Annotated in this window: 16 protein-coding genes and 1 pseudogene; 11 read left to right on the top strand and 6 right to left on the bottom strand. The window is 40.1% G+C overall.

Features of this window, described 5'->3' with window-relative positions; all coding sequences use genetic code 11:
- The 3 genes from Q4591_RS19260 to Q4591_RS19250 form a co-directional block, all read right to left on the bottom strand.
- The coding region (locus tag Q4591_RS19260; RefSeq protein WP_303462485.1) for a hypothetical protein at positions 1-323 on the bottom strand (323 nt) is incomplete at its 3' end.
- Positions 324-411: 88 nt separating this feature from the next.
- Positions 412-4,701: an EAL domain-containing protein gene (locus tag Q4591_RS19255; protein ID WP_303462482.1), complete on the bottom strand. Its 4,290-nt coding sequence runs from the start codon at positions 4,699-4,701 to the stop codon at positions 412-414.
- A 290-nt stretch (positions 4,702-4,991) separates the two neighbouring features.
- On the bottom strand, positions 4,992-7,724 hold the full coding sequence (locus Q4591_RS19250; protein WP_303462487.1) for an insulinase family protein: 2,733 nt from the start codon (positions 7,722-7,724) through the stop codon (positions 4,992-4,994).
- Between the two features lie 374 nt (positions 7,725-8,098).
- Here Q4591_RS19250 and sixA point away from each other — a divergent pair, with 374 nt between their 5' ends.
- The gene (gene sixA / locus Q4591_RS19245) at positions 8,099-8,572 is read left to right on the top strand and encodes a phosphohistidine phosphatase SixA (RefSeq protein ID WP_102437476.1); all 474 of its coding nucleotides are present in this window, start codon (positions 8,099-8,101) and stop codon (positions 8,570-8,572) included.
- 140 nt (positions 8,573-8,712) lie between these two features.
- Here the strand turns inward: sixA and smrB are convergent, their stop codons facing one another.
- Entirely contained in the window at positions 8,713-9,240 is a 528-nt protein-coding gene (smrB, locus tag Q4591_RS19240) for an endonuclease SmrB (RefSeq protein WP_102437474.1), read from the bottom strand.
- An 80-nt stretch (positions 9,241-9,320) separates the two neighbouring features.
- Between smrB and prmB the strand changes: the two genes are divergently transcribed.
- The 6 genes and pseudogenes from prmB to Q4591_RS19210 all read left to right on the top strand — a co-directional run.
- Complete coding sequence (gene prmB / locus Q4591_RS19235) at positions 9,321-10,265, top strand: 50S ribosomal protein L3 N(5)-glutamine methyltransferase (RefSeq protein WP_102437472.1); 945 nt, start codon at positions 9,321-9,323, stop codon at positions 10,263-10,265.
- A 56-nt stretch (positions 10,266-10,321) separates the two neighbouring features.
- A complete protein-coding gene (gene aroC, locus Q4591_RS19230; protein ID WP_102437470.1) occupies positions 10,322-11,416 on the top strand; it encodes a chorismate synthase in 1,095 nt (364 codons plus the stop codon).
- Positions 11,416-12,582 carry an MFS transporter gene (locus Q4591_RS19225; RefSeq protein WP_102476950.1) on the top strand — a complete coding sequence of 389 codons (1,167 nt, stop codon included), beginning with the start codon at positions 11,416-11,418 and terminating at the stop codon, positions 12,580-12,582. The genes aroC and Q4591_RS19225 overlap by 1 nt, the downstream gene beginning before the upstream one ends.
- Positions 12,579-13,718: an ATP-NAD kinase family protein gene (locus tag Q4591_RS19220; protein WP_303462480.1), complete on the top strand. Its 1,140-nt coding sequence runs from the start codon at positions 12,579-12,581 to the stop codon at positions 13,716-13,718. Before Q4591_RS19225 ends, Q4591_RS19220 begins: the two co-directional genes overlap by 4 nt.
- A gap of 3 nt (positions 13,719-13,721) precedes the next feature.
- Positions 13,722-13,997: a YfcL family protein gene (locus Q4591_RS19215; protein WP_076537149.1), complete on the top strand. Its 276-nt coding sequence runs from the start codon at positions 13,722-13,724 to the stop codon at positions 13,995-13,997.
- A gap of 18 nt (positions 13,998-14,015) precedes the next feature.
- Positions 14,016-14,537: pseudogene (locus tag Q4591_RS19210) on the top strand (RNA methyltransferase); the annotation flags it as partial.
- A 102-nt stretch (positions 14,538-14,639) separates the two neighbouring features.
- On the opposite strand, the gene Q4591_RS19205 reads toward Q4591_RS19210, so the two are convergent.
- The gene (locus Q4591_RS19205) at positions 14,640-15,179 is read right to left on the bottom strand and encodes a hypothetical protein (RefSeq protein ID WP_303462477.1); all 540 of its coding nucleotides are present in this window, start codon (positions 15,177-15,179) and stop codon (positions 14,640-14,642) included.
- Between the two features lie 33 nt (positions 15,180-15,212).
- Positions 15,213-17,393, bottom strand: a complete 2,181-nt coding sequence (gene mnmC, locus Q4591_RS19200; RefSeq protein WP_303462475.1) for an FAD-dependent 5-carboxymethylaminomethyl-2-thiouridine(34) oxidoreductase MnmC — start codon at positions 17,391-17,393, stop codon at positions 15,213-15,215.
- 136 nt (positions 17,394-17,529) lie between these two features.
- Here mnmC and fabB point away from each other — a divergent pair, with 136 nt between their 5' ends.
- The 4 genes from fabB to Q4591_RS19180 all read left to right on the top strand — a co-directional run.
- Positions 17,530-18,741 carry a beta-ketoacyl-ACP synthase I gene (gene fabB, locus Q4591_RS19195; protein ID WP_076537142.1) on the top strand — a complete coding sequence of 404 codons (1,212 nt, stop codon included), beginning with the start codon at positions 17,530-17,532 and terminating at the stop codon, positions 18,739-18,741.
- 230 nt (positions 18,742-18,971) lie between these two features.
- Entirely contained in the window at positions 18,972-20,105 is a 1,134-nt protein-coding gene (locus Q4591_RS19190) for a 4-phosphoerythronate dehydrogenase (protein WP_102476952.1), read from the top strand.
- Between the two features lie 2 nt (positions 20,106-20,107).
- The gene (locus Q4591_RS19185; RefSeq protein WP_102437458.1) at positions 20,108-21,124 is read left to right on the top strand and encodes an aspartate-semialdehyde dehydrogenase; all 1,017 of its coding nucleotides are present in this window, start codon (positions 20,108-20,110) and stop codon (positions 21,122-21,124) included.
- Between the two features lie 197 nt (positions 21,125-21,321).
- Positions 21,322-22,937, top strand: a 1,616-nt coding sequence (locus Q4591_RS19180; RefSeq protein WP_303462472.1) for a FimV/HubP family polar landmark protein, incomplete at its 3' end; no start/stop codon positions are given.

Genomic DNA, 22,937 nt, shown 5'->3' with positions numbered 1-22,937 from the left:
GTTGTTGCTTCTGAATACTTGATATAAGGATTATGAGCTAACTCAGTTGTTGCTTCTGAATACTTGATATAAGGATTGTGAGCTAATTCAGTCGTTGTTTCTGAGTACTTGATATAAGGATTATGGGCTAACTCAGTTGTTGCTTCTGAATACTTGATATAAGGGTTATGAGCTAGCTTAGTTTTTAATTTTAAGTGTTTGCTATATGGGGTGCCAATATATTGACCTTGGTTAGGTAGGTTAACTAATACTGTTTCCGTTGTATTAATAGCGGCGTTAGAAGTTGAAGATAATACTGCAGCTACGATAATTCCATTAATCATTTTTAAATCTCTCTATTCAGGGTTAATTAAAGTGTTAACTTTTATTTGACATCTGAATAGAGAGTTGCAGTTGTTATGCCAATGTTGCTTAAATGGCGGTTTTTTTACTTTGTTTTTTTTGATTGATGTTTAATAATTCGGTGAAATCTTTTTCTGGAACAGGCTTACTAAAGATGTAGCCTTGGATTTCTTCACATTTTAAGGCTTTTAATATATTTAATTGCGCGGTTTCTTCTACACCTTCTCCGACAACAGATAAGCCCATGTTATGTGCGATAGTAATAATGCTATCGACCATTTTTAAATCACGATCTGATTTATCGATATCATCCACAAAAGATTTATCAATTTTCAAACAATGAATTGGGAAATGTTTGAGATATGAAAGCGATGAATACCCAGTACCAAAATCATCAAGGGCTAGAGTCACCCCCATTTGGGCAAGCTGATTCATTACTTTGATGGCATTATCTGGATTTTTAATAATGGTACTTTCAGTAATTTCTAGTTCAAGGTGACAAGCTGGGAGCTTTGTGAGCTCTAATACACTTAATATGCGTTGCTGTAAATCAGGTAGGGCAAACTGTCTTGAAGATAAGTTTATGGCTACACGGCCGTTAAATACACCTTGTTCGCGCCACTTCTGTGCTGCAAAGCAGGCTTTACGTAAAACCAGATCGCCAATTTCGACAATTAAACCATTTTCTTCAGCAAGTGGAATAAATTCATTTGGCGGGATGACACCAAATTCCGGATGAACTAATCTAACTAAAGCTTCCATTCCAGCAAGGCTGTCTTGTTTTAAATCGACTTTGGGTTGGTAATATACTTCAAAGTAATCTTCTTTTAATCCTTCTCGGATCAAGTTTTCTACTTCTAATTGGCGTAGCGCATTTTTGTTTAAAGACTCTGAATAGAATTGGTAACGATTGCCACCCCCTGATTTGGCATGATACATAGCGATATCTGCTTTTCTTAATAGGGCTTGTTCATTTTGCTCATCTTCAGGGTATAAAACTATCCCGATACTTAAGCTAATAACGAGGGATTCGTTATCAACTTTAAACTCTTGTTTCAATGAGTCTATTATTCGAGAGGCGATAGCCGCACATGAACCAATATCAGGGTTATGGTCAACTAAGATGGCAAATTCATCACCGCCAAGACGATATAAACTAACGTGATTTGGAATATTTTCTTGAAGCCTACGAGCGACATCAATAAGTAACGCATCACCAGTTTGGTGGCCTAGCGAGTCGTTAATACGTTTGAAATTATCTAAATCCAATACCATTAATGTATGGTGGACGTCTTTTTTCACTAGATTGTTCAAGGTTACTTGTAAACTAGAACGGTTAGGTAGCCCGGTGAGCAAATCACTATTGGTTAATTTGCGTAGTTCTTCTTCTTCTTGCTGTTTACGACGAGTAATATCTGAGAATACCCCTACGTAATGACTGGTTTCGCCTTGCTCGTTGTATATTGCATCAATCGTCAACTCCATTAAGAAATAACTACCATCGCCGCGATTAGCTTCTACTTCATTACTCCAGCTGCCCTGTTGGGCCAAAGCTGCGTGAATTTGGTTAGAGTAGCTGTCAGGGTAACGAGTAAAGTTAAATAATTGTCCAAGAAATTCAGCTCGGTTTTGGGCGGTTAATTGACAACAAGCATCGTTGACTTCAACAAAATGAAATTTGTCATCTAGAATAAACATGCCTTCAGAAATGTTTTCAATTGCTCTTTCGAATAGTCTTAATTGTTCTTCGGTTTGTTTAATATTATTGATGTTTTTGATGGTACCCGTCATACGCAGCGGTTTTTCTTTGTGATCCCTTTCAACAATTTTTGCTCTATCTAGTACCCAAACCCATTTGTGTTGAAGGCTTTTAACGCGGTATGCAACTTCAAAATGATCTGTTAGCCCTTTAAAGTGGTCATTAAGGGCTGTTTTAACTCTATTTTGATCGAGGGGGTGAATATTGCTTTCTTCTCCAGGTTTTCCTGAGCGATGGCCATCTTGAGGAAACTCTAATGTTCCCCAGATATTGGATCGGTAAATTTCACCGGTTTCAATATCCCAATCCCACATTTCATCACCGCTACCCCATAGTGATAATTTTAATCTTTCTTCACTAAGGGCTATTTGTTTTTGTATTTCTCGTCTGCGTAAAATTGTCTTGGCTATGAGTAGCAATATTAATAAGCCCAATACGGTATAGGATAGTTTTGCTTCAAAAGATAAATACCAAGGTGGGGTAATAATAACTTTAATTGATTTTGTAGCACCTTGTTTACCTGATAATTTGTTTATAGCGTAAACATTAAAAAAATAAATTCCGGCAGATAGATTCGTGTAAGTGGCTGAGTTAATATTCTGTGCGGGTAACCAATCATCATTTAGACCTTCCATTTGATAAAAGAATTTATAGTCTTCTAGAGACTTTCCTGGAGCTGTGAAGGTAAAAGAGAAGGGGTAGTCTGAGTACTTTAATGTTATATTTTCTTGGTTGTTAATTGGTTTTGATAATACTCTTCCTCCAACTTTCTCTGAGATGTTGAACAGTTGGAAGTCAATTAGTGCAACATTTGAAGAGTTGCTACTAATAATTTCTTTATAAATCTCATTAGGGTTAATAATACTAATGCCATTAGAACCTGTGAATAAGCTATAATCATCAATGATTATCGAACCGACAGAGTTATAATCACTTTGAGCACCATTTTTGTTCGTTACAGTGGTGTTTGAAAGATTTATTTTGTTTGTGATATTTATTTCTGTGGCAGAAGAAGAAACTATAAAGTTATTTAAAACTTCAATGGAAAATATCAATTTGTTATTTTTAAAAATAGTCTGTTGGTTAAGGGTTTTGGTGGACAGTTTCAGCAGCGAATGTCTAGTTCCAAATAGCAAATTCTCTCCATCCAAAGCAAGACTAGTCACCATACTTTCGTTATATACCTTTTCGGATTTATCATCAGTTATTCTGAATAAACCTCCTTGGCTAGCAACCCAGAAAGTGTCACCTTTCCTTAATAATTGAAATATAGGGTAACGTTCACCTGTTGACATCGATTTTATTACTTGATTATTCTTTAAAACTAAAATCTTACCATTAGCTGTTGATATGTAGACTAATTGCCTGGCAGGATCGCTTGTTATGTAGGTGACCGGCTCGTCAAGTAGCATATCTATTGCTAATGTATCTAGATTTACTGTGCTGAGGCCATTTATACTACCTATATATAGTTCTCTATTGAGTAGTCCAATACTTTTAGGTCCTGCAGTATCATCAAGTATTATCGATGACTGTTCTTTGAGCGTATTGTCTAATATTTTTACTTCAGATGAGTCCATTGCAATAAAAATATTTTCATTGTTCTTGGTTATTGACCAAATGTTACTTGTTATTAGTTTCGAGTTTTTTATCAGATTTTTACTTCTTTTTATTATGATTAAACCAACATGGACATCAGCTACGAAAATTGCTGATTTGGTTTCTTTTATCAAAGGGCGTTTTATTGAACCTTCTTTATTAATGTATCCTACATTTTTTATTTCTTTGTTTTTTAGTAGTTTTACAATACTTGAATCTGCTATTGAGGTAAGTTCGTTTTCATTTTGAGACGTTTCTAGATATGTTAAAACTAAATTTGAGAATTTACTTTTAATATCACTCTTGTAACTATATAAACCATTGTTGGATGAAATGATAAGTTCTTCGTTCAACTGTCCTATATCATTTGATTGGTGCTCGATAACCGTTAAGTTATTCTCGAATAATTTGAATACTGTACCAGTATAGTTTCGGATATAAAAAATATCACCAATTTGAATTATTCTTTTTACTTCATGTAATACTTTACTTTCAAAGCTCCAAATTACTCTATTTAATTTTTCGTCGAGAATGATAACTTTATTATTGAGTCCGAGAGCAATGCCTTCAGGCAAATGAGATAGGTACCAGATAGACTCGTCAATTTTTTCACCTTCTATTAAAATAGGGTTAAATTTTTCAGAATTCTCATCAAAGACAGCAAGCCCTTTATCGGTACCAACAATGAGTCTATTTTTTTTATCAATTAGCAATGTTTTTACGAATGAACTAGGTAAACTGGATTGGCTGTCATCTGCATAGAAATGTTTAAAATTAACACCGTCAAACCGATTAAGCCCATTGACGGTACCAAGCCAAATATAACCCTGCCTATCTTCTACAATACTAGTGACATTTGATTGTGATAAGCCGTCTTCAACATTATATCGATCGGTATTTAGGACTAATTCATAGTCATCTGCGCCAGCAGACATAGCTGAGTGAGAAATGCTTTGAAGAATAAAAAATGCGCATATTAAGAATGGTCTAATCATTGACATATTAAGGATACTTTTGTCTGCTGCAATTGATAATTATTTACAATAAAGTACCACTTTTTCAGAAAGTTAAGCCTTTGTCAAAAAATGGTTGATTTCTAAGGTTGTGAATGATCAGTATAGTGTTTTCTTTGTAGGGCATATAGTGTTTATTTAGTGTTATTTATTTCATAATTATCTAATTTTAACGTTTTTATAGCGTATTCCACTGGGTTGCTGTATTTATGCGCAGTTTAGTAAAGTAGTAACAATTAATTATGTGATTAAGTTACGGGTGAAAAATATTACGTTTCTCAAAAATTAAACTTCTCTGCTTGCTGCTTAAAGCCTTTCAAGTCTGTTATCACTTGAGTGTTAGCAATAGGCTCAAGTTGTTGATGCTGCTCTCCAACATTAAATAACACTAATCGGTCACTGTGCTTTGAGCGCATATTTTCTACGATAAACTTAATCAAATCAGCGCGGGTGAGCTTTTTAATTTCCTCTATTACTTTTTCCCTTTGATTAAATTCATAATCACGATTACCAAGACAGACCCAGTAGCGTTGGCTTCGGCTTTTCAAACTAGCATCTTTTTCTGAAATTTGGTTGATCAAACCTTGCTTAGTAGCTTCCCACTGCCCCTTGGTTATCTGCATGACTGCATAGTTAAAGTCCGCGATAAATTCATCGATGGCTTCAAGAAGCTTTCGTGGCGCAGTTGTGGGTGATTGGATGTAGAAAATCATCCCCGGGTGTCGATTTAAAGGTAAATAGCCCGTTCCGACCATATAGCCAAGTTGTTTTTCTGTTCTGAGTTCATGGAAAAATGTCGAAGACATCGTATGATTTAATAAACTAAACAGCCCAATTTGATGGGGAGTTGTTTGTTTTGATTGGTAGTAAATAATGATCGCGCTGTCTTGATGCTCAATGTTGAGTTCGCGCATTAACATGCCGCGATTAGACAGATTAATGAGTTCGCGACTAGATTCGTTACTGGGCTTTGTTACCAATGACAGAACCTGTTTTAAGCGTCTCGCCAGTTGCTGGGCTTCACTCGCTAACCAGTCACCATAGACTAAACCTTCAACATAAATTTTTTCATAAAATGCCCCTACGTGTTCATGTAATTCATCTAGTGTCACTTCCTCTAGCATTTCTGCCATTCTAGTGGGCTCGTAAGAGCGTTTCTGCAGTGTCACAGTCAAGCTAGTGAAGAGCTGCGCGATGGGTTTGGCTTGGGCTGCGTTAGTCCAACTGCGGATAAGCTGCTTTTTGATAACCTTAAACCTATCTTGGGTAAAGTTTCGCTCTCTGGCTTTTTCAATTACTAAAGCTAATAGCGTTTCTTGATTACCGGTAAAGCCGGTTAGATGCAGTGTTATTCCACCTTGATGAGGGTAAATATTATAATTTAGTCCTGCTACTTCAGCCTGATAAGTGGCTTCAGCGAGGTAATCTAGCACCATCTCAACATACAGTCTTGTTAACGCGGCATGCTTTGGGGTGGGGCTAGCTTGATCTGAGTCCAAGGATAAATATAAATGTCCTTTGGGTACGTTAAACTCATCATCTTTACGATGCCAAAAACGGTAACCTTCATCTTCAGCCACAATGGTCGGCACAGCACTGGTACTTAGTTCACTTCTAGCTTGTGGGTCGTCAACGATAAAAGGATTTTTAAGGGGTAATTTTAGTTCTTTTCTTGGTTTTACCTGCTGCCAATGGGCCACTTTTTCTTTTGAGATCTCCTCAATAGAGTAAGGGGTAAAATACCATTGCGCCTGAGTGTCAGTACTTACTTCCTTTGAGAGTAACTGAGTACGCATGTTGTTAGGATTAAAATAATGAAGTAACTCAAGAGTTTCTGTCTCAATAAGTTTATCCATTCGGTAATCACCGTAAACCACATCTTCAACATCATAGTGCTGCATGTTGATACTAAGGTGGCTGGCAAGATCTAGATTTTTGATTTGTTCTTGAAATTTAAAGGCTGTAGATAACAGGCTTGCTCTTTCTTGATAACGCCAAGGCTCAATGCCTGACTCTTTAATTAATTCAAGGTATTCAAATGTGCAGGTTACGATTTCATCAACTTGCGTTAAACCTTTGTCGGTTAGCTGGATACTGATGCTGTAATCTTTGAAGTTGTAACCACTGACCCCACCACCTGCCGATAAATTATTGGCTAGACCATGCTCTTTTAAATATGACAGTAAACTACCAGGACTTTCATTGCCTAATAAGTGACTAATGAAAGTCAGTGGTTTGGTTTTATAAAAAGGTTCCATGCTAGGCAGGGCAAAACTAATATTGAGCCTCTTTTGCTCTTTTACTGGCATGATATTAATTTTTTTTAGTAATAACTCTTGGCTTAAATAAGGGGTGTCAGGGTAGCTCTTTATTATCTTTTTATTATTAATAGCACTGAAATATTGTTGTACTTTTTCAGCTTGCTGGTCTAACGATAGCGGCGATATTAGGCATAATGTCATAATGTTGGCGCTGTATTTTTCTTGATAGAAATCCAGTAATTCTTGGCGCACATCAGCTTCGTCGCCTGCTAAGGTTTGCAGATTGCCCACTGAAAATTTACTGAATGGATGTGCTGGATTGATTGATTCTTTTTGTACTTGGTAAACCCGTCTAATATCGTCTTTAAGCTTTAAACTGTATTCAGAATCAATGGCATGCCTTTCTCTATCAACGAGTTCTAAGTCAAATTTAGGAGCGATAAAAAATTGACTAAATCGGTCTAAAGAATCTTCAAATTGCTCAGCATCAATACTATAGAAAAAATTAGTTTGTTCAGTGCCTGTCCAAGCGTTGTTGGTACCACCATGGTGATTGATAAACTGATGATATTCACCAGAATCTGGATACTTTTCAGTGCCTAAAAACAGCATATGCTCTAAAAAGTGCGCCATGCCGGGTCGCGAAGTGGGGTCGTCAAAGTGGCCCACAGATACGGTCATGGACGCTGCCGCATGGGTAGCCTTGGTATCTTCAACTAATAACACCCGCAATTCATTTTCCAAAACCATATATTGGTATTGGCGATGATCATTTGGGCTTTTCACTATTTCAGGCTGTGTAGTGTCTGGTTTTATGGTCAAGATAATGCTCCAGATGAGAAGGCACTGTATAACGACTTGAGTAACTACTTGGGTTCTTTGTTGCTCACTTTGCAACTATTAAAAAAGTAGTTTGAATATATATAGTGATATTGTTAGCGGTTTTTAGCAACTTTTAGTCACACTGTTGAAAGAGTTTAATAGCTTTTCAGAATAATACGCATAAAATTCATAGAAACATCGACTAAAGACTAATTAATTTTACTTCATAGTTTCTTTGTGGATGAATTATTTAAGGCTACAATTAGCCAATAAACACTATAATAATGAGTAGCGAGAGAAGTATGCAGCTATTTTTAATGCGCCATGGCGAAGCAAGTTTTGACGCCCCATCTGATAGAGAGCGTATGTTATCTCAAGTTGGGCGTAATCAATCAAATACCATGGCCAATTGGTTAACGCAGAAAGTAAACAGTGTCGATTTAGTGATAGTAAGTCCTTACCTAAGGGCACAACAAACATGGCAAGAAGTGGCTAAACATCTACCGGAACCAAACAAATGGTTAGTGTTAGATGATATAACGCCTTCTGGCAGCCCTCAAATCGCTGTTGATGCTATTTTAGCTTATGCTGAACATTACAATGCTCAAAAGGTGTTAGTTATCGCTCACATGCCTATTCTAGGTTATATGGTCAGTGAATTAGTTGCAGGTATGGAGCCTCCGATATTTGCTACATCGGCTATTGTATCGATTGATAAAAACGAACACGGTTTTCATTTTGAGCTAATGCAAACCCCAACTCAAATAAGCGCTTAAGTTCTTCCAATGAGTGATAGGTAACTGCAGTTATTGAATCTTGGTTGAGTATTTAATATAAAAGAGCCTTTTAAGGCTCTTTTTAGTTTTGGCTCAAGATAATTATTTAAATGCTTGTCGTTATTAACTGTAAATAGCCGCTATCTTCTATGGGGATGCTCACCAATATCAATCAATACCAGTAGCGCAGCATCAGCGCCCCATTCTTTAGTGGCTTGATGAAAGGCTTTGACTTTTGGGTGTTGAGCCAGCCACATGGGTAATTGCTGTTTTAAAATCCCTGAGCCATAGCCGTGCATGACGCAGCAACAGATAACATGCTGTTTCACACAGGCTTGTATTAAGGCTGCAAGCTCAAGTTTAGCTTCAGCTTGTCGCATGCCGTGCAAATCAAGTAACAAGTCAGGTTGGTAATCACCACGGCGAAGTCGTTTTAATTCAATCTTTTCAACACCATCGTTTAACCAGCGCATCGGCCCTTCAACGGGGAGTAACGGCTGATAGTTATCTGAAAAATAACTGTCGGCATAAACCTGCTGTTCTTTGATTTCGACTTGTTGTTTAGTTTTGACTGACTGTTTAAAATGATGCTTATCTTGGTTTAATGGCCTAATACCATCCAAGTGCTCTGAAAACAGTGCAAAGTCAGGGTTATTTTCTTTATTCATGCTGCTATTGTATTGAATTCTAGGTCATCTTAATAGACTTCAGTTACAATGTGCGGGAACAATTTTTCAGGAGCGATGTTTTGGATAAAATCTTTGTAGATGAAGCTGTCACCGAATTAAGAACCGTTGGCGATATGTTACGTTGGGCCGTTAGCCGTTTTAACGATGCCAACATTTATTATGGTCACGGAACTGATAATGCTTGGGACGAAGCGATTGCTTTGGTTTTTTACGCACTGCACCTTCCTGAAGAAATCGGCCAGCAAGTGGTTCATGCCAATTTAACCAGCAGTGAAAAGCATAAAATAGTGGAATTAATTATTCGCCGTGTTCGTGAGCGTCTACCTGTTCCATATTTGACTAATAAAGCACGCTTTGCTGATTTAGAGTTTTATGTTGATGAACGTGTGTTAGTACCACGTTCTCCAATTGCTGAAATGATCAACAATAATTTCAGCCCTTGGCTTTATAACAAGCCAGTTCATCGTGTGATGGATTTATGTACCGGCAGTGGCTGCATCGCAATTGCGTGTGCCTATGCATTTGAAGATGCAGAAGTCGATGCATTAGATATCAGTGAAGATGCACTTGAAGTTGCTCAAATTAATATTGAATCCTTAGACGTGCTAGATCGTGTTTTCCCTATTCAGTCAAATATGTTTTCTGCTATCCCAAAAGGGCCGCAGTACGATTTGATCGTATCTAATCCACCATACGTAGATGAAGAAGATATTGGCGATATGCCAGATGAATATCATCATGAGCCTGCCATTGGGCTGGCATCGGGTCGTGATGGTTTAGATTTAACCAAGCGTATTTTAGCTAATGCATCAGACTACCTAACAAAAGATGGTCTGTTAGTGGTTGAAGTGGGTAACTCAATGGTGCATTTAATTGAGCAGTTCCCAGACGTACCATTTACATGGGTTGAGTTTGAACATGGCGGCGATGGCGTGTTTGTATTGACTTATGATCAGCTAGTTGAAAATGAATCACTTTTCGCCATCTACAAAGATAGTGAATAATAGGGATAGTGAATAATAGCTATTAGCATAAAATTTAGCTGAGGTAATCAGAACGCATGTCAGGAAATAGTATTGGTCAAAACTTTGTAGTGACTACCTTTGGAGAAAGTCACGGTGTCGCGTTAGGTTGTATTATTGACGGTTGCCCTCCAGGGCTTGAGTTAACCGTTGAAGATATGCAGCATGATCTCGATCGTCGCCGCCCTGGGACATCTCGTTATACCACCGCGCGTCGCGAAGCTGATGAAGTTCGTATTTTGTCAGGGGTATTTGAAGATAAAACTACCGGTACATCGATTGGCTTATTGATTGAAAATACCGATCAACGTAGCCAAGATTACTCAAATATTAAAGACTTATTCCGTCCTGGTCATGCTGATTACACTTACCAGCAAAAATATGGCTTGCGTGATTATCGTGGTGGTGGACGTTCATCAGCGCGTGAAACGGCGATGCGAGTTGCTGCTGGCGCTGTAGCTAAAAAATATTTAAAGCAAGTACATGGTATTGAAATCCATGGTTACATGTCTCAGCTAGGTCCTATCTGCGCTGAATCAGTTGATTTAAATGAAGTTGAGCAAAATGCCTTTTTCTTCCCTGATGCCAGTAAGCTTGAGCAACTAGACGAATACATGCGTGATTTGAAAAAATCTGGCGATTCAGTCGGTGCTAAAATTACCGTGGCAGCAACAGGTGTTCCTGTTGGTTTAGGCGAGCCAGTATTTGACCGTTTAGATGCCGATATTGCTCATGCGTTAATGGGTATCAATGCGGTTAAAGGCGTTGAAATTGGTGATGGCTTTGGTGTGGTAACCCAAAAAGGCTCAGAAGGACGTGATTTAATGTCGCCAGCAGGATTTGAGTCTAACCATGCGGGCGGAGTACTTGGCGGTATTTCTTCTGGTCAGCCTGTTGTTGCGCATATTGCATTAAAACCAACTTCTAGTATTTCAGTACCTGGTCAAAGTATGACTGCTCAAGGTACCACAGCAGATGTGGTCACTAAAGGTCGTCATGATCCATGTGTTGGTATTCGTGCTGTACCGATTGCCGAAGCCATGCTGGCTATCGTATTGATGGATCACTTACTTCGTCATCGCGCGCAAAATCAGGACGTGGTTTCCCAAACCCCTGTCATCGGAATGAAGTAATGCCTAATTTGTTAAGCACTGAGCCAAAAGCAGTTTGGCTCAGTGCTTGTTATTTCTTTTTCTTTTCCATCCTCGGTTTAATGGTTCCTTATCTCGGTGTGTTTTTCGATAACCGAGGCTACAATGCGCAAGAAATTGGTTTTCTCATGGCAATACTCATGGGAACACGCATCATTGCACCTAACGTTTGGGCGTTTGTCGCTGATAGAACGGGCATGCGCAGTGAGTTAGTTAAGTTTGGATCAGCTGCAGCGGCGATAACTTACATCAGTTTTTTCTTTGATGCTGGTGTGGTTTACCTTGCCATTAGCTTGTTTATCTATACCTTTTTTTGGAATGCAATTCTCGCTCAGTTAGAAGTGATTACCCTTGAAAGTTTGGGTGATGAAGCGCATCGCTATGGCGCGATTCGAAGCTGGGGCAGTGTCGGTTACATTTGTTTAGTGGTGGCTGGTGGCTTTGCTATCAGCCAGTTTGGCGCTGACATATTGCCCTCAATTGGCATGCTGTTATTCATCGGTATGTTTTTGTGTTCCTTGGCGTTGCCTGCTAATCGAGTCAAAGTTGCTGATGCATCTTTAAGGCCCCCTTTAAAAATTACCGCGCCTATATTTTGGTTTTTAGTCTCAGCCTTATTATTACAGATGAGTGTTGGGCCATTTTATGGCTTCTTCGTACTTTACCTAAAGCAAGCGGGTTACTCTGAAGCGAGCGCGGGGTTATTTGTCGCTTTTGGTGTTGTGGTCGAGATCTTAATGTTCATGCTAGCACCAAGGTTACTGGGTCGGTTTGGGGTTAAATTATTACTGCTACTCAGTGTGGCATTAACGGCTGTTCGTTGGTTGTTGTTAGCTTATGGGGTTGATAGCATCTTAATTTTATCCATTAGCCAAGCGCTGCATGCCTTTACTTTTGGTTTAACCCATGCGGCTTCTATTCAGTTTATTCATCGTAATTTTGATATTGCCCATCGCAGCAAAGGCCAAGCCATGTACGCCAGTATCAGCTTTGGTTTTGGTGGCGCGCTCGGTATTTGGATAAGCGGGCTTATTTGGGGTGATGGTTCTGGCTCTACCAATACTTGGATTTTTGCCGCTATGTGTGCATTTTTATCTATGCTTGCCGTTATGGCCATTTCAGAGAAAAAAAAGGACGTTATTTCGTGAAGCGTTTTCGTTTAGGTTTGATTATCAATCCGCTTGCTGGATTAGGTGGTAGTGTCGGGTTAAAAGGCTCTGACGGTGTTGCGACGCAAGCTATTGCAAAAGGCGCTGAGCCCAAAGCGCAGCTTAGAATGCAACAAGCTTTAGAGGTTGTGCTGCCATTTAAAGATAAAATCGATATTATTACCGCATCCGGCGCGATGGGGCATGATTTAGCCCAACAGCTTGGGTTTAATACTGAGTGCGTTTATCAGTCTGCGAATATAACCGAAGCTAAAGACACTCAATCAGCCGTTAAAGCACTGATCAATGAATCGTTAGATTTACTGTTATTTGCCGGTGGTGACGGCACTGCCAGAGATATTTATAGTGTCATTGAGCAAGATGATACTGCGCTTTTACCTGTGTTAGGTGTGCCTGCTGGGGTTAAGATTCACTCTGGGGTGTATGCGATTACCCCCCATGCTGCCGGTGTTGTGGTTGAAATGCTGTTAAAACGTGAATTGGTGAGCTTGATGGACGCTGACGTGATGGATATTGATGAAGTGGCGTTTAGGCAAGGTGTGGTAAAAGCTAAACGATACGGTGAAATGCAGGTGCCTGCAGAGCCACGTTATATTCAAGCGGTAAAAATGGGCGGCAAGGAAGTCGATGAACTGGTGTTAGCTGATATCGCAGCTGATGTGATTAGTCAGATGGAAGATGAGCTGTATATCATAGGCAGTGGCTCTACTGTTGCTGCGTTAATGGAAGAGCTCAATATTGATAACACCTTATTAGGTGTTGATGTGATTCATGATCAAACCTTAGTAGCCAGTGATGTTACTGCTAAGCAGTTAATTGAGCTTACTCAGCATAAACCCACAAAACTGGTTATTACCCTCATTGGCGGTCAAGGCCACATATTAGGTCGAGGTAATCAGCAATTGTCTCCAGAGCTAATAAAACAAGTTGGTAAAGACAATATTATTATCCTTGCTACAAAAACTAAGTTAAAAGCACTTGAAGGCAGGCCATTAATTGTGGATAGTGGCGACCCAGAATTAGATAGAGAGCTTACGGGCTATTATAAAATTGTTACTGGATACCACGATTACGTGATGTACCAAGTGGCAAATCCAGATTTATCGGAGAGCTAAACCATGTTAGAAAAATATGATGCTGCATTAGAGTCATGGATTGAAAGTAACGTTGCCCATGGCGATGATGATGCGTTATTTGCCAGTGGTTATTTGCAAGGCCATATCGCTGTTGTATTGTCACAGCTTGAGCAAGAGCAGACTTCTGGCATCGATGCATTAGATGATAAAATGGTCGATTGTTTAGCGCTAGCAAACGATGAACTAGATGAAGCAGATTTCAGTCTAGTCAAGGCTGCATGGTTACAGCTTCGTCAAATTATTAGCGACATTAAATAATCTATGACTAAGCAAACTGTTTCAATTGGGCTTGTTAACCCAAAAACACCAGTAAATGTTGGCGGCATTATGCGCGCTGCTGGCTGTTACCGAGCTAATTCGGTTTTTTACACTGGCAATCGTTATGCATTGGCGGCACGTTCTGGTGAAGCGCAATATGACATCGATACCAAAAATGCGGCCGCTACTATTCCGCTCACCGCTGTTGAGTCTTTACTTGAGCAAGTGCCACAAGGCGCAAAAATCATTTGTGTTGATCTAGTGGTTGGCGCAACGCCGCTGCCTTTGTTTGAGCACCCGCAAGATGCATTTTATATTTTTGGCCCTGAAGATGGCACCATACCCCAGCAAATTATCGATGCCGCGGATGATGTGGTTTATGTGCCAACTGTCGGTTGTATGAACTTAGCTGCGTCAGTGAATGTATTGCTTTATGACCGCTTATCAAAAAGTACTCAAATAGCGGCAGACGATGAATTAATTCGTGAAAGTCGCGACAATAATAATCGTACCAAAGTCAAAACTTGGCTAAAAAAGTAAACGGTTAATTGGATCAGCGTTAATCGCCTGGTAATAACTAAAGCTTAATAAGATAATGTCCTATTGAGCTTTTTTATGCCTGATTTTTAGATGCTTAAGTGGCTATTGGTTGTATTTGTTCAAAAAAGAGCTTAAATATTCCAAGCCACTTTTTTGTGTTGCTACTTGTGTTGTTACTTGTGTTGCTACTTGAGTTTCTGCTTGTGCATAGGCTCGAGTTAGCTCAGCTTGTAAGCAGTGATAAATTGCAGTTTCATGTTCTGCTATAAGTTCAAATGTCGGTGCTAATTGACGGCTCTCTTGACTATCTTGAAGCTGACATTGCTGTAACCATTGTCGATATTTTACTTCATAAGGTTCAACCCATTGGCTTAAGGTCTGCATTAATTCAAGCCAAGGTAAGTCGATCCACTTTTTGGCATCGTCATCGCCTTGTGCGGTTAATTCAGCGGTTTTAAACACATATTTTTGAGGTTGTTTCAAAAGATGCTGTAGTAATAACTCTGCGGTAACCGTTTCTACTTCCACTAACGCCTTCCAGAGCTTATTTTGCTCATCATTATCGTCAACATTTTCAAAGTAACTAAAAAATGCAATGCCGTAAATCTCGCCTTCGTAAGCTTGATGGATTAGATGATTCATTGTTATCTCTGTCGATTGAATTAAAACGCTCAATTAGCTTAACGCTTTACCTTTGAGTAACTTTCTTAACCACATTCGATTGGGGTTAAGCATTGCCAGCATTTCATAGCTAAGTGGTGGCGTGTGATTGCATATCATTGCCGCTAATGCCTCTGCAGCTAAAGGCCCAGAACTTAGGCCTCTTGAGCCTAGTCCTCCCAAAATGAATAAATTGTCATAGCTTGGTGCTTGGTGTTGCTGCCAAAACTTTCGGCTAGCGGGACTATGCTGATGTTGCTCTAATGGCTGCTGATTATATTGGGCATAAATGGCTTCAACATTAGGGGCGAGTCCCATCATAGGGCAATGATCACGAGTAACCATTCTAACGCCCACTCTGGCGCTGGCAGCTGATACATCAATATCGCACAGCCAGTTACGCTCAGGAAAACTCTGATGCATTTTTTGGGCATTTTCTAATTGCTCAGTGGGACTGTAATCTACATTATCGGGCGACTTTACATAGCTTGCCCCAACACAGTGGCGCTGATTATTACTGGGAGTGAGATAGCCGTGGGCGCAAATCACCGTATCAAGTTGAGCCAGTTCACCTTGGCTGGGTATATGGCTCACTTGGCCACGAAAGCCTGTGACCTGTAATAATTTAGTTTGTTTAAAATCAGTTAATTGAGCCCCTGAAGCGATGACGACTTTACCATGCCTAAAGCTATCATGTTGCTCGTTGTCATGACTGGCGTTAAGTTGCCAGTAAGCACTCTGAGAGGGCACTTTGCCATCTTGTGTTAAGTCAATGTCGTGCTCAAGGCTGTTAACCCGTTCAGGACTGTTAACTCGCTCAAGGCTGTTAATTTTAGTGTTGAGCTTAATTATTAATTTACAGCCATTTTTTTCTGCAACTGAAGTGGCATGAGCAATGGCTGCCTGAGCAAATTCAAAAGGGCAGATCCAACCAGCCCAAGGATAGTAAAAGCCATTTTTGTTGATGTCGATTCTTGCCAGTTGATTGGCTTGCTCAGCGTTAACACTAAAAGCAATTTCTTTTGGCCACTGCTGACCAAGCATAATTTTATTCAGTCTGGCATCACTGCGCTCATCAAACCCAGTTTGCAGTACACCACAAAATTGATGGTCAATCTGGTGACCTAACGCTGTTAATTGCTGCAATCTACGGCGACTGAATAAAAAAGCTTGTTGAAAGTACTGACTCATCAGGTTGTTATCAGGAGTGAGTAGGGGATAAATAGCGCCTTGCTTATTACCCGATGCGCCATCAGCCAATTGGTTATCTTTGCAATAAATGGTGACACTCTGCCCACGTTCAATCAGTGATAACGCCAAATGGGCTGCAGCTATACCGCCACCAATAATGGCGATAGTGTCGTCACTGCTCTGATGATGTTCACTGCAAGGGCTCAAGCAATAGGCGTAATGGCTATCAGTACTGCGGCGCAGCGCTTGGCGCTCTTGTAAGGCAATAGAATCGTGTTTTTGAGTATCAGGTTGACATTCACTTTTCTGGTTAAAAATATTATTTACGCCAAAACCGCTTCTGCAGGCTAATAGGTTAAGTTGTTTAAAGCTCGTTGCGTTATCATTGTCACTGGCAGAGTCAAAATAGTGAATATTGGCTGTATCTTCACTGAGTCTGCCCATTTGCCACAGTAACTTTTCACTAAGGTATTGATCTATATATTGGCTTGTAATCGTATGAGGTAAGCAATGCCAGTTTGATATCAACATTTTTTCGGCGTTGGGAATACCTTGGCAATTTTCTAACAATGAACCGAAATACAGATCAACAGTGAATAAACCTTTGGCTAACACCAATCTTTGGCAACCAGATATTTTGGCGATACAAGCTTGCTGAAGGACTAAGGCTAATTCATAAAATGGATCTTGTTTATCAAGATGTTGATGTAAAAAGCCTAATTCAGCTGAATTTATAGGATTAGGTTCAAATATGCTGAGCAGTGTTTTTTGGTTTTTTGTTAGAGATAACTGCCATAGTGACATGAGCTCCATACCAATACCGAAGCCTATTTGAGCAATCGATAAGGTTTTATTTGAGACTGCTGCATCAGACAGGACAGTTTGATGATAATGCCTTATGCTAGAGGCATAATCAGGATTTTGACAGTAACTACTTGGATATTTTGCCGAAAATGTTGCACAATCTCGGTCTATAAAAAGGAAGTCAGTGGTTAATTTGGTCAAAGTTCGTTACTCAAAATGATTCAATTGAGATTATTTTACCTGTGTTTGCTGAAAGCTGACCACTTTATTCATCTAAAGCGGATATCATTGCCACAGCAAAATTAGGTACTGACATGTACAAAATGGATAGCATAAAATGAAAAGAGTCGTAATTACAGGTTTAGGTGTTGTTTCTAGCATCGGTAATAACAAGCAAGAAGTGACAGAGTCATTGAAAGCTGGACGTAGTGGTATCACCCATTCAGATCAATTTGAAGAAATGAAATTACGTAGTCATGTTTGGGGGGATATCAAATTAAACCCTGCTGAGCATATTGACCGTAAGGCATTACGCTTCATGGGAGACGCAGCAGCTTACGCTTATATTGCAATGCAAGAAGCAATCAGTGATGCTAATTTGACAGAAGAGCAGTATTCTCACCATCGCGTGGGTTTAGTGGTCGGTACTGGCGGCGCATCATCTAAAAATCAAGTACAAGCAGCTGACACCTTACGTGAAAAAAGCGTAAAACGTGTTGGCCCTTATATTGTACCGCGCATTATGGCCAGTACGGCGAGTGCTTGTTTAGCGACCCCATTTAAAATTAAAGGTATGAATTATTCAATTAGTTCTGCTTGTGCAACTTCAGCACATTGTATTGGCCATGCAGCTGAGCTTATTCAAATGGGTAAGCAAGATATGGTATTTGCTGGTGGTGCAGAAGAACTAGATTGGACCCTAACCATGGGCTTCGATGCTATGGGGGCATTGTCAACTAAGTATAATGACACGCCTGAAAAGGCTTCACGTACTTACGATGCTGACCGTGATGGTTTTGTTATCTCTGGTGGCGGCGGGATTGTTGTCGTTGAAGAGTTAGAGCATGCATTAGCTCGTGGCGCAAAAATCTATGCGGAAATCATTGGTTATGGCGCATCTTCTGATGGCTACGACATGGTTGCACCGTCAGGTGAAGGTGCTGTGCGTTGTATGCAAATGGCGCTAGCTGATGTTGATACCCCAATTGATTATATCAATACTCATGGTACTTCAACCCCAGTTGGTGATGTGCGTGAGCTTGAAGCTTTGCGTGAGGTTTTTCCGACAGACATGCCTCCAGTTGCATCAACTAAATCATTGACTGGCCATGCATTAGGTGCAGCCGGTGTTCACGAGGCCATTTATAGCTTAGTGATGATGGAAGATAGCTTTATTGCACCAAGTATCAATATCGATACCTTGGATGAACAAGCCGTTGGTATTCCTTTAGTCACTGAGTATCGTGATGCAAAGCTAACGACTGTGATGAGCAACAGCTTTGGCTTTGGTGGCACTAATGCCACTTTGGTTATGCGCAAGTATAAATAAGCTTAGACAGCGACTTTATTAGTCGTTCGTATAAAGTAATCAAAGCCTTCTAGTCGACAGACTAGAAGGCTTTTTTGTGTTTTTTGACCTTTAAAGCAGATTAAAACTATTTTTACACATAGCTAATCAATGCGGCTCGAAAACAATATTTCTAATTCATTGATACCTATGCATTCTAATAACTTGATAGAATAAGCAGATAATCACAGTATTTATGGCTAATTACACTTATGAAAATCGTTGCCGATGAAAACATGCCTTATGTGGAAGCCTTATTTGGGCACCTAGGGACAATTGAGCGCGTAAATGGTCGCTCATTAGCACCAGAGCAACTGATTGATGTTGACGTGCTGCTAGTTCGTTCAGTTACTAAGGTCAATCAAGGCTTATTGTCTAAAGCAAACAAATTACTGTTTGTTGGCAGTGCCACCATAGGTACCGACCATATTGATTTAGCCTATCTTAAGCAGCGTAATATCCCGTTTACTAATGCCCCTGGATGCAATGCCACAGCGGTGGGCGAGTATGCTTTTATCGCCATGCTTGAATTGGCTAAACGCTTTAAGCAGCCAATAAAAAATAAAGTTGTTGGCATTGTCGGTGCGGGTAATACCGGTTCAGCATTAGAAAAGTGCCTAAACGCTTATGGCATGAAAGTACTGTTATGTGATCCTATTTTAGAAAAAAGTGCTGCGGATGAACGCCAGTTCGTGTCATTAGATACCATAATCGAGCAAGCCGACATCATCAGTTTACATGTGCCAATTACCAAAGAAGGCGCAGATAAAACCTGGTATTTATTCGATGAAGCTCGATTACTGCAGCTAAGAGAAAATACCTGGTTATTAAATTGCTGCAGAGGTGAGGTCATTGATAACCGAGCCTTGATAAAAGTTAAGCGTCAACGTGACGATTTAAAACTGGTTTTAGATGTATGGGAAGGTGAGCCACATCCAATGGCTGAGCTGGTGCCGTTAGCTGAATTTGCGACTCCTCACATTGCTGGATATAGCTTAGAAGGCAAAGCTCGGGGCACCTTTATGTTGTTTGAAAAATTGTGTGACATCCTAAAGTTGCCCCATGAGAAATCAGTATCGAGCCTGTTACCGTCATTTTTTATTAATCAATTATCCGTGGCAGAGCAACCGACAGAAAGTCAGTTACTTACCCTTGCTAGACAGGTTTATAACCTCAAAGATGATGACGAATTATTTAGAAAAACCTTTCTAAATCACAATGGCTTCGATCATATGAGAAAAAATCACACTCATCGACGTGAATTTAGTGCATTGTCGCTAGTCAACACGGGTGCTTGTAAGGTAAATTGGGTCTATAAATTAGGTTTTTCAGGAGTCGAGCGTTAATTATGTCACAGGAATTTAATGTTGTTGTTTTAGGTGCGTCGGGCGCAGTGGGTCAAACTATGATTGAGATCCTTGAAGAGCGAAACTTTCCGGTTGCAAACTTATACCCATTAGCCAGTAGCCGCAGTGCAGGTGAAACCGTTAGCTTTAATGGTAAACAAGTCGAAATTCTAGATGTGGATACGTTCGATTGGAGCACGGCTCAAATTGGATTCTTCTCCGCAGGTGGTGACGTCTCAGCTAAGTGGGCCCCGATTGCTGCAGAGCATGGCTGTGTGGTGATTGATAACACCTCACATTTTCGTTATGACATCGATGTGCCATTAGTGGTACCAGAAGTTAATCCGCAGGCCATCGCAGACTTCCGTAATCGTAATATCATTGCTAATCCTAACTGTTCAACCATTCAAATGTTAGTGGCGCTAAAGCCTATTTATGATGCATTTGGTATTTCACGTATTAACGTGGCAACTTACCAGTCTGTATCAGGTTCAGGTAAGCAAGCTATTGAAGAATTAGCGGGTCAGACGGCCAAACTACTTCAAGGTTTACCAGCTGAAAATAAAGTATACCCAAAGCAAATTGCTTTTAACGTATTACCGCAAATTGATGTGTTTATGGACAATGGTTACACCAAAGAAGAAATGAAAATGGTGTGGGAAACGCAAAAGATTTTTGGTGATCACGATATCGTGGTTAATCCAACAGCGGTGCGTGTTCCGGTTTTTTATGGTCACTCAGAAGCAGTGCACCTTGAAACTCGCCAACCTGTTGAAGCAGAAGAAGTAAAAGCCGTCCTACGAGATGCTGAAGGTATCGTGTTATTTGAAAATGATGAAGATTATCCAACGGTAGTGACAGACTCTGCAGGTACCGATCCAGTATTTGTTGGCCGTGTGAGAAAAGATATTTCTCATGATTACGGTATAAATTTATGGGTGACTGCCGATAACATCCGTAAAGGTGCTGCTTTAAACAGTGTTCAAATAGCCGAAGTCTTGATTAGAGATTATTATTAATACGATAATATCCCTATAAATAGAGCTATTTAGATTAAAAAGCCTGCAGCCTGCAGGCTTTTTTCATTTTAGCGTGGTTCACAGTAGCAGGGTAATTAAATCTGGTTTATAGTCTTATGAATACTAAAACTAATAAATACAATTGCCTAAAGCCAGTTGTCATGATGACAACCCCATAGCGCTCAAAGGAAAGATTGATGATTCTTCGTACTGCTTATTTTGTTGGCATAATGGCCTGTGCTTTGGCCGCTGTTTCTGCTTCTTCTACGGTTGAGCCTGTCCATGCTCAGACGCTAAAAATTACCGGCCCCAACGGCGAAGTCAATTCTATCGTTGCCCGTCAATATGGTCCTACAACTTCAGCCGACACTTTTTGGAGTATTGCGCAAAAGGTTAGGCCCAATCAAAATATCACCATATACCAAGTGATGGCGGCACTTTTTGATGCTAATCCCCACGCCTTTAGCAGTGATAATTATAATTCTTTAGAGCGGGGGATGACGCTGTTGGTCCCTTCTGCAGATGTGATGGCGCAAATCCCCAAAGCGGATGCCAAGGTTCGGGCTGAAGATAATGATAAACGCTTCGCGAATGCCAATATAACGGTCAAAGCGCCGCAAAAGCCTGCGGTAAGTGCTGGGCAAACGAGCGCAACTTCAGCTCAAAAACCGTTAGCCATCGTAGCTGAAAAAACACTTAAAAATACAGTCGAGGTTAACCAACCTCTCATTGATGAGTTAACCGTTAAACTCGAGAACGCACAAAGTAAAAGTTTATCTTTAACCGATGAATTGGCGCGTTCAGAAGATATGTTAATGATTAAGGACGCTGACAACGCTGCCTTAAAAGCGAAGATAAAAGAGCTGTCTTTGCAGCTTTCTGTCTCACAAGAAGAGTTACAATTACTTTCTGAAAAGCACACTGAACTTGAAGCGGCCTACGCGCTATTGGTTGCTGAAAATGCTAAGCCAACAGTCATTGAGCAGCCAACTAACTTTTGGCGGTCAATTGCTGACAACATGATATTGCTTGCCGTTATCGCGGCATTACCGCTTATTATAATCTTTCTGATTATTTTCTGGCTGATGCGCCGTAAAAATGAGCAGGATGAAAGCATCAATGAAACACCTCAAGCTGAAACTAGTTCAGAACCCTTAGCCTCAATGGCAGGCCCACAAGCTGCAGTGGCTGAATCATTAGCCGTTACGGATGATATTGACGATCTCAATGACTTAGCGATTCATTTAGATGAAGAAGACTCTACGGAAGATTTGCTTGATCTAGATATCACCAACGAAACGCAATTATCTTTAGATGGTGCTGATGATGTTGATATGTATATCGAAGATGAAAAGGCTAGCGAACAAATAGCTGAAGGCACCTCACTAGATGATTTGTGGTCTGAAGCCATGAATGAGCAAGAAGTCGAATTGGCGTCTATAGAAGACGAAGGAGACTATTTTGAAAGCTTACTTGACGGTCTTGATGAATCAGCAGAAGTTAAACAAACAGACGAAGAAGATTTAGACAGTTTACTTGCAGACTTTGATTTACCAGCAGAGGATACTACTGAAGTTGCACCAGAACTAAGCCAAACAGATACCCAAGATGACATTGACAGCTTACTGGCTGATTTTGATTTACCGACGGATAATGCTGGTGAAGTTGCTGCAGAAGCTGAAGCTGAATCTGAAGTCGCACCAGAACCAAGCCAAACAGATGTTCAAGATGACATCGACAGCTTACTGGCTGATTTTGATTTACCGACGGATAATGCTGGTGAAGTTGCTGCAGAAGCTGAAGCTGAATCTGA

Origin of the sequence: Shewanella sp. 3_MG-2023, from assembly GCF_030548765.1 — a bacterium.
Classification (GTDB): Bacteria; Pseudomonadota; Gammaproteobacteria; order Enterobacterales; family Shewanellaceae; genus Shewanella.
This window is presented reverse-complemented; position numbering and strand designations above follow the sequence as displayed.

Bases quoted from the DNA above. Each gene is read 5' to 3' on its own strand.
- fabB (WP_076537142.1), top strand. From the start codon at position 17,530: ATGAAAAGAGTCGTAATTACAGGTTTAGGTGTTGTTTCTAGCATCGGT.
- aroC (WP_102437470.1), top strand. From the start codon at position 10,322: ATGTCAGGAAATAGTATTGGTCAAAACTTTGTAGTGACTACCTTTGGA.
- Q4591_RS19205 (WP_303462477.1), bottom strand. From the start codon at position 15,179: ATGAATCATCTAATCCATCAAGCTTACGAAGGCGAGATTTACGGCATT.
- Q4591_RS19215 (WP_076537149.1), top strand. From the start codon at position 13,722: ATGTTAGAAAAATATGATGCTGCATTAGAGTCATGGATTGAAAGTAAC.
- Q4591_RS19225 (WP_102476950.1), top strand. From the start codon at position 11,416: ATGCCTAATTTGTTAAGCACTGAGCCAAAAGCAGTTTGGCTCAGTGCT.
- Q4591_RS19255 (WP_303462482.1), bottom strand. From the start codon at position 4,701: ATGTCAATGATTAGACCATTCTTAATATGCGCATTTTTTATTCTTCAA.
- Q4591_RS19190 (WP_102476952.1), top strand. From the start codon at position 18,972: ATGAAAATCGTTGCCGATGAAAACATGCCTTATGTGGAAGCCTTATTT.
- sixA (WP_102437476.1), top strand. From the start codon at position 8,099: ATGCAGCTATTTTTAATGCGCCATGGCGAAGCAAGTTTTGACGCCCCA.
- smrB (WP_102437474.1), bottom strand. From the start codon at position 9,240: ATGAATAAAGAAAATAACCCTGACTTTGCACTGTTTTCAGAGCACTTG.
- Q4591_RS19250 (WP_303462487.1), bottom strand. From the start codon at position 7,724: ATGGTTTTGGAAAATGAATTGCGGGTGTTATTAGTTGAAGATACCAAG.
- Q4591_RS19185 (WP_102437458.1), top strand. From the start codon at position 20,108: ATGTCACAGGAATTTAATGTTGTTGTTTTAGGTGCGTCGGGCGCAGTG.